This window comes from Methylobacterium sp. D48H, from assembly GCF_053345715.1.
The window spans coordinates 40,443-52,187 of sequence record NZ_JBKFAP010000027.1 but is presented as its reverse complement, the minus strand read 5'-3'; the positions used below and the strand labels follow the sequence as shown (position 1 = coordinate 52,187).

The 11,745-nt window shown below is 73.4% G+C and carries 10 protein-coding genes; 7 read left to right on the top strand and 3 right to left on the bottom strand.

Annotated elements, in window-relative coordinates; translation table 11 throughout:
- Nucleotides 1-519 precede the first annotated feature (519 nt).
- From ACLBX8_RS27005 to ACLBX8_RS26990, 4 genes are all read left to right on the top strand, one after another.
- Entirely contained in the window at nt 520-2,562 is a 2,043-nt protein-coding gene (locus tag ACLBX8_RS27005) for a protein meaA (protein ID WP_447716109.1), read from the top strand.
- Between the two features lie 110 nt (nt 2,563-2,672).
- The gene (locus ACLBX8_RS27000; protein ID WP_447716108.1) at nt 2,673-4,358 is read left to right on the top strand and encodes a methyl-accepting chemotaxis protein; all 1,686 of its coding nucleotides are present in this window, start codon (nt 2,673-2,675) and stop codon (nt 4,356-4,358) included.
- A 40-nt stretch (nt 4,359-4,398) separates the two neighbouring features.
- Nucleotides 4,399-5,481, top strand: a complete 1,083-nt coding sequence (locus ACLBX8_RS26995; RefSeq protein WP_447716107.1) for a glycosyl transferase — start codon at nt 4,399-4,401, stop codon at nt 5,479-5,481.
- Between the two features lie 16 nt (nt 5,482-5,497).
- Entirely contained in the window at nt 5,498-6,433 is a 936-nt protein-coding gene (locus tag ACLBX8_RS26990) for an NAD-dependent epimerase/dehydratase family protein (protein WP_042674731.1), read from the top strand.
- Nucleotides 6,434-6,446: 13 nt separating this feature from the next.
- Here the strand turns inward: ACLBX8_RS26990 and ACLBX8_RS26985 are convergent, their stop codons facing one another.
- Entirely contained in the window at nt 6,447-7,370 is a 924-nt protein-coding gene (locus ACLBX8_RS26985) for a class I fructose-bisphosphate aldolase (RefSeq protein WP_447716106.1), read from the bottom strand.
- A gap of 213 nt (nt 7,371-7,583) precedes the next feature.
- On the opposite strand from ACLBX8_RS26985, the gene ACLBX8_RS26980 reads away from it, so the two are divergent.
- On the top strand, nt 7,584-8,108 hold the full coding sequence (locus ACLBX8_RS26980; protein ID WP_447716105.1) for a SixA phosphatase family protein: 525 nt from the start codon (nt 7,584-7,586) through the stop codon (nt 8,106-8,108).
- A gap of 4 nt (nt 8,109-8,112) precedes the next feature.
- Here the strand turns inward: ACLBX8_RS26980 and ACLBX8_RS26975 are convergent, their stop codons facing one another.
- Complete coding sequence (locus ACLBX8_RS26975; RefSeq protein ID WP_056523499.1) at nt 8,113-9,147, bottom strand: alpha/beta fold hydrolase; 1,035 nt, start codon at nt 9,145-9,147, stop codon at nt 8,113-8,115.
- Between the two features lie 217 nt (nt 9,148-9,364).
- On the opposite strand from ACLBX8_RS26975, the gene ACLBX8_RS26970 reads away from it, so the two are divergent.
- Both ACLBX8_RS26970 and ACLBX8_RS26965 read left to right on the top strand, forming a co-directional pair.
- The gene (locus ACLBX8_RS26970) at nt 9,365-9,847 is read left to right on the top strand and encodes an Hsp20 family protein (RefSeq protein WP_042673074.1); all 483 of its coding nucleotides are present in this window, start codon (nt 9,365-9,367) and stop codon (nt 9,845-9,847) included.
- A 173-nt stretch (nt 9,848-10,020) separates the two neighbouring features.
- Nucleotides 10,021-11,019: a GNAT family N-acetyltransferase gene (locus tag ACLBX8_RS26965; protein ID WP_447716104.1), complete on the top strand. Its 999-nt coding sequence runs from the start codon at nt 10,021-10,023 to the stop codon at nt 11,017-11,019.
- A gap of 135 nt (nt 11,020-11,154) precedes the next feature.
- Here the strand turns inward: ACLBX8_RS26965 and ACLBX8_RS26960 are convergent, their stop codons facing one another.
- Nucleotides 11,155-11,604 (bottom strand): DNA-directed RNA polymerase sigma-70 factor, encoded by a 450-nt coding sequence (locus ACLBX8_RS26960; protein WP_026604809.1) that lies wholly within the window; start codon nt 11,602-11,604, stop codon nt 11,155-11,157.
- Nucleotides 11,605-11,745: the final 141 nt, after the last annotated feature.

The following is an 11,745-nucleotide window of genomic DNA, read 5'->3' as shown; positions in this document are numbered from 1 at the left end:
CGAAAGCCGACGGTTTCCGACATGAAAAAAGCGCGAGCACAGGGCGCGCGACCACGTATTCAAAATCGGCTTTCCGGCAGACCAAGTATTATTCGGCGCCGGCCTCGGTCGCCCCGGCCCCGAGACCTTGCCCGACTCCACCGCCGCGCGCCCGAGCTGCGCCCGGCCGTCCGGCGAGCACATGCACCTCTAAGTCATTGGCTCGACTTGCTCTCTCGCGCCTGAACAGCGGCAAGTCCCGCGAAGAACAGCTCAGGTGGACATTATACCAGCACTGATAAAGCGGATCCGGACCGTCGCGCGGCACCGTCCGGACCGCGGGTGCGGGCGGGGCGCGGGCGGCGGCGCGCCGCGGCGCCTTCAAATCCCGCTGTTCCGGCGGGCAAGTTTTTTCATGAGCCGCGGATGCCCGCGCGGGCGTCTTGCACTTCCGTCCCGGATGACGCGTGCTCAAGCCTTCGCTACGGTGACCGCAAGGCCGCGCCCCGCGCGGATACAAAGATCACACGGAGGCGAGGAATGGGCGCGAGCGTCGCCGAGACCAGGAGCGACAAGTCGAGCCGCGACAAGCCCTGGATCATCCGCACCTACGCGGGGCACTCGACCGCGGCGGAGTCCAACAAGCTCTATCGGGGCAACCTCGCCAAGGGCCAGACCGGCCTGTCGGTTGCCTTCGACCTGCCGACCCAGACCGGCTACGACCCCGACCACGAGCTGTCCCGCGGCGAGGTCGGCAAGGTCGGCGTCTCGATCGCGCATCTCGGCGACATGCGGACCCTGTTCCAGGACATCCCGCTCGCCCAGATGAACACCTCGATGACGATCAACGCCACGGCCCCGTGGCTGCTGGCGCTCTACCTCGCGGTGGCCGAGGAGCAGGGCGCGCCGATCGCCGCCCTCCAGGGCACGACCCAGAACGACATCATCAAGGAGTACCTGTCGCGCGGCACCTACGTGTTCCCGCCCGCGCCGTCCCTCCGGCTCACCAAGGACGTGATCCTGTTCACGACCAAGAACGTGCCGAAGTGGAACCCGATGAACGTCTGCTCCTACCACCTGCAGGAGGCGGGGGCGACGCCGGTCCAGGAGCTGTCCTACGCGCTCGCCATCGCCATCGCGGTGCTCGACACCGTGCGCGAGGACCCCGAGTTCGACGCCGCGAGCTTCCCCGAGGTGTTCGGCCGGATCTCGTTCTTCGTGAACGCGGGCCTGCGGTTCGTCACCGAGATCTGCAAGATGCGGGCGTTCTCGGAGCTCTGGGACGAGATCGCCCGCGAGCGCTACGGCATCGACGACCCGAAGAAGCGCATCTTCCGCTACGGCGTGCAGGTGAACTCCCTGGGGCTCACCGAGCAGCAGCCCGAGAACAACGTCCACCGCATCCTGATCGAGATGCTGGCGGTGACGCTGTCCAAGCGCGCCCGCGCCCGCGCGGTGCAGCTCCCGGCCTGGAACGAGGCGCTCGGCCTGCCGCGGCCCTGGGACCAGCAATGGTCCATGCGCATGCAGCAGATCCTGGCCTTCGAGACCGACCTCCTCGAGTACGACGACATCTTCGACGGCAGCCACGTGATCGAGGCCAAGGTCGAGGAGCTGAAGGCGCAGACCCGCGCCGAGCTGGAGCGGATCGGCGGCATCGGCGGCGCGGTGGCGGCGGTGGAAACCGGGGCGCTCAAGCGCGCGCTGGTGGAGTCGAACGCGCGCCGGATCTCGGCCATCGAGGCCGGCGATCAGATCGTGGTCGGCGTCAACAAGTGGCAGCAGGGCGAGCCGTCGCCGCTCACGGCCGGGGAGGGGGCGATCTTCTCCGTCTCCGAGACCGTCGAGATGGAGGCGCAGAGCCGGATCCGCGAGTGGCGCGGCCGCCGCGACGAGAACGCCGTGGGCCAGGCCCTCGACGCCCTGGAGCAGGCGGCGCGCTCCGGCGCCAACATCATGCCGCCCTCGATCGAGGCCGCCAGGGCCGGCGTCACGACCGGCGAGTGGGGCGCGCGCCTGCGCGCGGTGTTCGGCGAGTACCGGGCGCCCACCGGCGTCACCGTGGAGACCGTCTCCAGCGGCGCGGCCGAGGAGGCCAAGCTCCTGATCGCCGATCTCGGCGAGCGGCTCGGCGAGACGCCGAAGCTCGTGGTCGGCAAGCCCGGCCTCGACGGCCACTCCAACGGCGCCGAGCAGATCGCGCTCCGTGCCCGCGACGTCGGCTTCGACGTCACCTACGACGGCATCCGCCAGACGCCGGCCGAGATCGTCGCGAAGGCCAAGGAGACCGGCGCCCACGTGGTCGGCCTGTCGATCCTGTCCGGCTCCCACGTGCCGCTGGTACGGGAGGTCCGCGCCAAGATGCGCGAGGCGGGGCTCGACCACATCCCGGTGGTGGTCGGCGGCATCATCTCGCCGGAGGACGAGCTGGTCCTCAGGAACATGGGCGTGCGCGCCGTCTACACACCGAAGGACTACGCCATCGACCAGATCATGGTCGGGCTCGCCAAGGTCGTGGAGAAGGGTCTGGATCGACGGGACGGCCCGGCGGATCCGCCGCGCGCCGAGGCCCAGGTCTACTAGCGGACCGAGCCTGCCCGGACCGCGCGCGGTCCGGGCAGGACCAAACAACCTTAATATTTCTCAGACAAGCATAGGCCCCGGTCCCACGTGCGGGACCGGGGACGAAGCCTATGCGCGCCGGTATCTCCATCGCGGCCAAGCTCGGCCTGTGTCTCGCGGCCCTGGTGCTGCTGATCGCCGCGACGAGCGGCCTCTCGCTGGCCGAGCTCGGCCGCATCGAGTCCGCCGCCGCGCAGCTGCGCGACACGCGCATCCCGGCCACCGACGCCCTCGGCCGGATCGGCATCAACTTCATGCGGCAGCGGGTCAACGCCGTCCGCCTGATCACCGCCGACACGCCGGCGCTGCGCGCCGAGGTCGCCGACCAGATCGCCAAGCGCGACGCGCTGCTCGCCGCCCAGTACGCCCGGTACGAGGCCCTGCCGCTGACCCAGCCCGAGCGCGAGGCCTACGCGGCCTTCCGCCAGCACGTGGCCACCTACGCCGAGCAGCAGCGGGAGGCGGTGGCCAAGGCCGAGGCGGGCGACGTCGCCGGCGGCCAGCGGATCTACAACACGACGATGTCGGATAGCATCCGCGCCATCATGGCCGACTGGGAGAAGCTCGTCGCCCTGAACGGCGACGGCTCGCAGGCGAGCGGCACGCTGATCGCGCAGACCTACGACGCCGCCAAGCGGAACGTGCTGGCGCTCGCCAGCCTCGCCCTGCTGGTGGCCCTCGGGGCCTTCGTGCTGGTGACCCGCGGCGTCAGCGGGCCGCTCCGCAAGATCGCCGCCGTCACGCAGCGCCTCGCGGCGGGCGACGCCGAGGTGGCGATCTCGGGGCAGGAGCGCCGCGACGAGATCGGGGCGCTCGCGGGCTCCGTGGTGGTCTTCCGCGACAACCTCGTCCGCGCGCGCGCCCTGGAGGCCGAGACGGCGCTGGCCCGCGCCGATGCCGAGACGCAGCGCCGGGCCGCGACCCGGGCCATGGCCGACGCCTTCGAGCAGGCGGTGGGCGGCATCGTCGGCGGGGTGTCGGCGGCCGCGACCGAGCTGGAGGCCACCGCCCGGACCCTGACCGGCAGCGCGACCGAGGCCGCCGGGCAGTCCGGCACCGTCGCGGGCGCCGCGAGCGACGCCGCCGCCAACGTCAACACCGTCGCGGCCGCCGCCGAGGAGCTCGGCTCCTCGGTGCAGGAGATCGGCCGGCAGGTCAGCAGCTCGGCGGAGCTCGCGCGGGTCGCCGTCGCCGAGGCGACCAACACGGTGGCGCTGGTCCAGGACCTGAGCGGCGCGGCCGCGAAGGTCGGCGACGTGGTGGCGCTGATCTCCGGGATCGCCGCCCAGACCAACCTGCTGGCGCTCAACGCCACGATCGAGGCGGCGCGCGCCGGCGCCGCGGGCCGCGGCTTCGCGGTGGTGGCCTCGGAAGTCAAGGCGCTCGCCGAGCAGACCGCCCGGGCCACCGAGGAGATCACCGGCCAGATCGGCCGGATCCAGTCCTCCACCGGGCAGGCGGCGTCGGCGATCGACGGGATCGGCCGGCGCATCCGCGAGATCGACGGCGTGGCCTCCAGCATCGCAGCCGCCGTGGAGCAGCAGGGCGCGGCCACGCAGGAGATCGTCCGCAACGTCGCCGAGGCGGCCGCCGGCACCGGCGCGGTCACCGGCACCATCGCGAGCCTCGCCCAGTCCGCCGAGGAGACCGGCGCCGCCGCCGCCCAGGTGCTCGGGGCCGCGAGCGAGATGTCGCGCCAGTCCGAGCATCTCGGGGCCGAGGTCGCGCGCTTCCTCGCCACGGTGCGGGCGGCGTAGCCCCCTCACGGTCGGGCGGCGGATCGCGTAGGACGGCGCCATGCAGCCCAACTTGCCACCCGACGCGCCGCCCAGCCTGTCCGCCTTGCCGTCCGCCCTGACCGCGATCCTGCTCCTGGCGGTGCCCCTCGCCGCCGCGCTCTCGGCGGGCCTGATCCTGCGCCTGCGCCCGCTGCTGCAGCGCTACGCCCTGGCCCGGCCGAACGCCCGCTCCAGCCACACCGTGCCGACCCCCCAGGGGGGCGGGATCGCCGTGGTGACGGCGCTGGTCACGATCTCGGGCCTGCTGATCGCGGCGCCGGAGATCGGCGGCCGGCCGGACTGGATCTGGCTCGCCGCCGGCGCCCTGGCCCTGGCGCTCCTCGGCGCCGTGGACGACGTCCGGCCGCTGCCGGCCGCCCTGCGGCTCGCCGTGCAGGCCGTCGTGGTCGGCCTGCTGGTCTGGCACCTGGACGGGCGCCTGCTGCCCGGCCTGCCGCTCTGGCTGGAGCGCGGCCTGGCGCTGCTGGCGGGCCTGTGGTTCGTCAACCTGACGAACTTCATGGACGGGCTCGACTGGATGACGGTGGCGGAGATCGTCCCGGTGGCGGGCGCGCTCCTGCTCATCGGCCTCGCCGGGCACCTGCCGCCGCTGCCGACCCTGGTGGCGGCGAGCCTGCTGGGCGCGGTGCTGGGCTTCGCGCCGTTCAACCGGCCGGTCGCGCGGCTATTCCTCGGGGATGTCGGCTCGCTGCCGGTCGGGCTCGTCACCGCGTGGCTGCTGTGCCAGCTCGCCCTGGCGGGCGGGCTCGCCGCCGCGCTGCTGCTCCCGCTCGTCTACCTCGCCGATGCCAGCCTGACCCTCGCCGCGCGGGCGGCGCGGGGCGAGCGGGTCTGGGAGGCGCATCGCGGGCACTATTACCAGCGGGCCACCGTCAACGGACTGACCGTGCCCGGCGTGGTCGGACGGGTGTTCGCGGCCAATCTCGCTCTGGCGGCGCTCGCCGCCGCGACCTTGCTTTGGCCGTCCTGGCCGGTCACGCTCGCCGCATCGGCCGCCGGGCTCGCCCTGGTTTCCGTCCTGCTCCGCCGCTTCGCCCGCGCCCCCGCGCCGGCGCCAGCCGAAGGTGTCGCCCAGCCGTGACAGAGGCCGCCCAGCCGTGACCGGACTCATCGCGCTCACCGGGGCGACCGGGTTCATCGGCCGCCACCTGCTCGCCGACCTCACCGCGCGCGGCTACCGGGTCCGCGTGCTGCTGCGCCGGCCCACGACCGTGCCGGAGGGCGCGGCGAGCGCGGTCGTCGGCGACCTGACCCGCCCGATCAACATGGCGGCGGCCCTCAGCGGCGTCGACGCGGTGGTGCACTCGGCCGGCCTCGCCCACGCCAATCTCGGTCCGGCGGCGTCGGGGGCACCGGAGGACGACTACCGCACGCTCAACACCGAGGCGACGCGCCGGCTGGCGGAGGCCGCGGCGCGCGCGAAGGTGCGCCGCTTCGTGTTCCTGTCGTCGATCCGCGCGCAGGTCGGGGCGAGCGCGCCGGGCGTGGTCGGGGAGGGCGATCCGCCCCGGCCCACCGACGCCTACGGCCGCTCCAAGCTCGAGGCCGAGGCGGCGCTCGCCGAGACCGGCCTGGACTGGGTCGCGCTGCGCCCGGTCCTCGTCTACGGCGCCGGGGTGAAGGGCAACATGGCCGCGCTCCTGCGGCTGGCGCGCAGTCCCTACCCGCTGCCGCTGGGCGGCCTTGCGGCGCGGCGCTCGCTGATCTCGCTGGAGAGCCTGTCGGGCGCCGTGGACGCGGTGCTGGCGGCGCCCGCCCCCCTGAACCGCGCCCTCGTCGCGGCCGACCCGGACCCGCTCAGCCTGCCCGAGATGATCGCGGCCCTCCGACAGGGTCTCGGCCGCGGCCCGGGCCTCGTCCCGGTCCCGGCCGGGCTCCTCCGGCTGGCCTGCCGGCTGACCGGCCGGGACGCGCAGTTCGCCCGCGTCGCCGAGGGTCTCGTCGCCCGCGCCGACGGCCTCGCGTCCCTCGGCTGGCGGCCGGCCGGGCCGACCCGCGACGGGCTCGCCCGGCTGGCCCGCGACGGCGGCTGAACGCAGGGCTGCCTCAGCGGCCCGCGTAGATGTCGGTGATCTTGCCGAGCAGCGACAGGGCGTCCGCCTTCGAGCGCTGGAACGCGTTGCGGCCCACGATCGAGCCGAATCCGCCGCCCGCCTGGATGGCGCGGATCTCGTCGAGGAAGCTGGCCTCCTCGGCCTGGGCGCCGCCGGAGAAGATCACGATCCGCCGGCCGTTGAACGCGCACTGCACCACGTGGCGGACGCGCTCGGCCGCCGTGCCGATCGGGATGCCGGTCGATTCGTAGACCTTCTTCGCCGCCGGCTGCTCGATATGGGCCGAGGGCAGCTTCACCTTGATGATGTGGGCGCCGAGCTGCGCGGCGATCTGGGCCGCGTAGCCGATCACGTCGATGGCGGTCTCGCCCTCCTTCGACAGGGCTGAGCCGCGGGCGTAGGACCAGATCACCACGGCGAGGCCGACGCTCTTGGCCTCCTCGGCGATCGCGCGGATCTGCCCGTACATGGCGTTGCGGTGGGCGGAGCCCGGATAGATCGTGAAGCCGATGGCGCAGGCCCCGAGCCGCAGGGCGTCGGCCACCGAGCCGGTGATCGCCTGCTCGGGATCCTCCTCGTCGGCCAGGAGGTCGTGATCGTTGAGCTTCAGGATGAGCGGGATGCGCCCGGCATAGTCGCGCCCGCCCGCCTCCAGGAAGCCGAGCGGCGCCGCGTAGGCGTTGCACCCCGCCGCCAGGGCCAGCTCGAAATGGTAGTGCGGGTCGTAGGCCGGCGGGTTCGGGCCGAAGCTGCGGGCGGGCCCGTGCTCGAAGCCCTGGTCGACGGGCAGGATCAGCATCTTGCCGGTGCCGCCGAGCTTGCCGTGCTCCAGCATCCGGGCGAGGTTGGTGAGGGTCCCGGGGCTGTCGGCCCCGTACCACGACAGGATCTCGGTGACGCGGGCGGATCGGTCCATCGGGCAGCCTCCTGGCCAGAGACCGTCGCGCCGCGGATCGGGCCGCGGGCCGTGCTGCGGACGGCTCCCGGTCGGAACGGTGCGGGCAAAGCCGAGGTTCCCGCACGCGGCGCTTTCGGCTAACCGGGCGGGAGCGGGCGCCGCCCGGTCCGGCCGCGCGCGCCCGAACCGGCAGCCCGAGACCGGCCCACGAGACGCGTCAGAGGTTCGCTCATGCGCAGGCTGATCCTGCTGCGGCACGCCAAGTCCGACCGTCCGCCGGGCGTGGCGGACCACGAGCGCCCGCTCAACGCGCGCGGGACACGGGCCGCCCCGGCGATGGGCGCCCACCTCGCGCGGGAGGGCCTGTGCCCGGACCTCGCCCTGGTCTCCACCGCCGCGCGGACCCGCGAGACCTGGGCCGCGATGGAGGCGGCCCTCGGCAGCCCCGAGACGCGCTGGCATTCCGAGATCTACGAGGCGCCGGCGGACCGGATCCTCGGGGTGATCCGGCAGGCGCCCGACGCGGCCGCCACAATGATCGTCGTCGGCCACAATCCGGGCCTCGGCGACCTCGCCGCAATCCTCGCGGGCTCGGGACCGCGGGCGGCCCGGGACCGGCTGGCCCTGGAATTCCCGACCGCGGCCTTCGTGGTGATCGACTTCGACGGCGACCGCTGGGCGGAGATCGCGCCGGACCGCGGGCACCTCGACCGGTACGTGCGCCCGCGGGACATCGACCCGGATCTCGGCGGCTGACGCCTCAGGCGACAGGCACCGCCACGGCGTGCGCCTCGACCTCCGCGTGGGTCGGCAGGGGCGAGCCCGGCACGAAGGCCTCGAAGGCCGCCCAGAAATCCTGCCGGATCGCGTCGCGCTCGGTCAGGATCTCGTGCCGGGAATCCGGCAGGACCAGGATATGGCCGGCCTTCAGCCGGGCGGCGAAGCGCTCGGTCTCCGCCGTGCCGCAGACCGGGTCGGCGCCCGCCGCGACGATCAGGGTCGGCAGCCCGATCCGCGGCGCCGCCCGCGGGTCGCGCAGCCGCGCCATCGCGCGGAACGCCTCGGCGAGCCACGCGATCGTCGGGTCGCCGACCGCGCCGGCGCCGACCTGCCGCGCCGCCGCGGCGTTGCGGGCGTAGCGGATGGGATCGCGCGACAGGCGGTTGCCGGCGTACGGGTTGGTGGCGATCGAGACCGGCTTGCCGAACGGGATGTAGCGACTCCCGAGGCCGAGCCGCTGCAGGCCCCGCGACAGGATCGCGGCGCCGGCCGGCCAGCGGACCATCCGGATCGACAGCATCGGCGCCAGGGTCACCAGCCGCCGGAACGGCAGCGCGCCGTCGAGGGCCGCGAGGAGCGCGACGCATCCGCCCATGGAATGCGCGAGGCCGACATGGGGCTCGGGCATCAGCGGCACCAGGATCGTCTCGGCCACCGCCCGCAGGTCGAGCCGGTAATCGTCGAACCGGGCGACGTGGCCCTTGTGGGGGTCGTCGACCCGGCGGTCCGATTCGCCCTGGCCGCGCCAGTCGAACGCCACGACCGCGAAGCCCCGGGCGCGCAACTCGTGGATCGTCTCGTAGTACTTCTCGATGAACTCGGCCCGGCCCTGGAGCAGGCAGACCGTGCCCCGGCAGGTGCGCGCCGTGGTCTGCCAGTAGGCCGCCCGCAGGGTGCAGTCGTCGCGCGTGCCGACGGCGATCAGCGTGCCGCCCGGCGGGACCGGGTTGTCGGGCGTGCTGCGCAGGGTCAGGAGCGGCGGCTCGCGCCCGGTGTCACCGTCGAAGCGTCTCACTGGCCTCACCTCAGCACCTTCGCGCACCGTCCGATACACGCCCGGATGCACTCTGCGACCGTAGCGAAAAAATCTCGTTTCCGACCCTCGCCGGGGGTCTTGAAGCGCGATTTTCCCCCTCCGATATCTCGTCTGTGCCGGCCGTCAGGCGGCACGAGAGACGGGTTCGGCCCATCGGGCGGACCGGAATTGCATGTTGCTCAGACGAGGATATGTCATGCGTCAGTTCGATCTCGCTCCCCTGTACCGCTCCACCGTCGGCTTCGACCGCCTGTTCTCCGCCCTCGACCAGTTCGCGAGCGCCGAGGCGGCCCCGACCTACCCGCCCTACAACATCGAGCGGACCGGCGAGAACGCCTACCGCATCACCGTTGCGGTTGCCGGCTTCACCGAGTCCGACCTGTCGATCGAGGTGCGGGAGAACGCGCTCACGCTGAAGGGCGAGCGCAAGGCCGAGGGCAGGGCGGAGTTCCTGCACCAGGGCATCGCGGCCCGCGCCTTCGAGCGGCGGTTCCAGCTCGCCGACCACGTCCAGGTGACGGGTGCGGCGCTCGAGAACGGCCTCCTCCACATCGACCTCGTCCGCGAGGTTCCGGAGGCGAAGAAGCCCCGTCGCATCGAGATCGCCTCGGCGGCGCGCCCCAGCGCCCCGGTGATCGAGGGCGACGTACGCAAGGACGCGGTCCAGCAGGCCGCCTGACCCCGCCCCGCGCGGGAACCGTCAGGTCCACATCAGGTACCGATCAGGTTCTTGGAGCGCCCCGGCCCCCGGCCGGGGCGCTTTCTCGTGGCGGCTGTCATAATGGCGTGTGGCCGTCGTGCTCTCTGTCGGATTCGACGGTGCACGGACGCGCACCCGGAGTGAACCCGACGATGGTCGCCAATCTCGCCCGCGGAGCCTACAGCGCGCTCGGAGCCGGCTGGCACAGGGGCGTGCAGTGGGGCGTCGGCGCGCCGATCGCCAAGCTGCGCCGCCGGTCGGTCCCGCTGCCGGGCGTCGCGGGCGTGGGCGGAATCGACGACGTGCTCTCGGCCAAGCGGGCGATCCGCCTGCCCGAGCCGTTCGAGGGCCGCAGCCTCGGCCGCATCGGCAGCCTCGAGGTCCGGCTGGCGACGCGGAAATCGGAGATCCGGCGGGCCCAGCGGCTGCGCTACAAGGTCTTCTACGAGGAGATGTCGGCGGTGCCCTCCGGGCTCGCCGCCCTGTCCCGGCGCGACGTCGACGGCTACGACGCGGTCTGCGACCACCTCCTCGTCCTCGACCATGCGGCGCCGCGGCGGAAGAAGCCCTTCGTCGAGCCGCGCCCGAAGGTCGTCGGCACCTACCGGCTGCTGCGCGGCGAGGTGGCCGAGCGGCATACCGGCTTCTACTCGGAGAGCGAGTACGACCTCGCACCGCTTCTCGCCGCGCAGGGGCACCGGCGGCTCCTCGAGCTCGGCCGCTCCTGCGTGCTCAAGCCCTACCGGAGCAAGCGGACCGTCGAGCTGCTGTGGCAGGGGATCTACGCCTACGTCCTGCACCACCGGATCGACGCGCTGATCGGCTGCGCGAGCCTGGAGGGCACCGACCCGGACCGGCTGGCCCTGCCGCTCGCCTTCCTGCACCACCATGCCCGCGCGCCGGAGGGCTGGCGGGCCCGGGCGCTGCCGGAGCGGGCGGTGGCGATGGACCGGATGCCGCGCGAGGCGGTGGACGCCAAGGCGGCCCTGCAGGCGCTGCCGCCCCTGATCAAGGGATACCTGCGCCTCGGCGCCACCTTCGGCGACGGCGCGGTGATCGACCGCCAGTTCGGCACGACGGACGTGTTCGTCGCGCTGCCGGTCGAGGTGATCGGCGCGCGCTACCGGGGGCATTTCGCGCCGGCCGGGTGAGAGTCGATCCGAGAACCCCGAGGGTTCGCGCGACGGCGTCCGTGCGAGCGGAGCGATCCAGGAGCACCACGCTTCTTGGGGTCGCGCTGCCCTGGGTTGCCTCGCTCCGCGCGAGGACGACGGCGCGGCAGCCCCTCAGAGATCCCCCAGAGCCAGCTGACCCTGGTTGCGCGCCTTCGGCGGCGCGGCCTTGCGCTCCTTGGCCCGCCCGGAGGCGGGGCGCGCGGCGGCGGCCTTCCTGGGCTTCGGGTCGCCGCGCATCCGGGCCACCGCCTTGTCGCGGGCCACGGCCTCCGGGGCGTTCGGGTCGTCGCTCAGCCACTTGCCGCGCTTGATCACCTCGTTCACGCGGCCCTGGTTGACCCCGACCTTGAAGGCGATCTCCTGCTGGGTCATGCCCGTCGTGGCGTGCAGGTCCAGGATCGCCCGAGCGAGTTCCGGGGTCATCTTCTGTCCGGTCAGCCGCCGGGCGGGCTTCACCGTCCGGGTGGCGCGGTCGCGCTCGCGCAGGCGCTCCAGCAGCGCCAGCGCCATGTTCATGCCGTGCTCGCGCAGGGCCTCCTCGAATTCCTTCAGGGTCGCCATCGGCGCCATCCTCCGCCGGGCTCTCGGGCCGGGTGCTGGCCGGGGAACGTGCCGGGAACGAAGCGGTTGCGCAAGCCGATCCGGCGGGTGCCCTCCGCCGCACCGGTGGATGACACCCGCCGTCCACCGGAAATGCGCGTC

Excerpts from the sequence above, each read along its gene's own strand:
- ACLBX8_RS27000 (WP_447716108.1), top strand. The coding sequence starts at position 2,673 with ATGCGCGCCGGTATCTCCATCGCGGCCAAGCTCGGCCTGTGTCTCGCG.
- ACLBX8_RS26960 (WP_026604809.1), bottom strand. The coding sequence starts at position 11,604 with ATGGCGACCCTGAAGGAATTCGAGGAGGCCCTGCGCGAGCACGGCATG.
- ACLBX8_RS26980 (WP_447716105.1), top strand. The coding sequence starts at position 7,584 with ATGCGCAGGCTGATCCTGCTGCGGCACGCCAAGTCCGACCGTCCGCCG.
- ACLBX8_RS26995 (WP_447716107.1), top strand. The coding sequence starts at position 4,399 with ATGCAGCCCAACTTGCCACCCGACGCGCCGCCCAGCCTGTCCGCCTTG.
- ACLBX8_RS27005 (WP_447716109.1), top strand. The coding sequence starts at position 520 with ATGGGCGCGAGCGTCGCCGAGACCAGGAGCGACAAGTCGAGCCGCGAC.
- ACLBX8_RS26965 (WP_447716104.1), top strand. The coding sequence starts at position 10,021 with ATGGTCGCCAATCTCGCCCGCGGAGCCTACAGCGCGCTCGGAGCCGGC.
- ACLBX8_RS26985 (WP_447716106.1), bottom strand. The coding sequence starts at position 7,370 with ATGGACCGATCCGCCCGCGTCACCGAGATCCTGTCGTGGTACGGGGCC.
- ACLBX8_RS26970 (WP_042673074.1), top strand. The coding sequence starts at position 9,365 with ATGCGTCAGTTCGATCTCGCTCCCCTGTACCGCTCCACCGTCGGCTTC.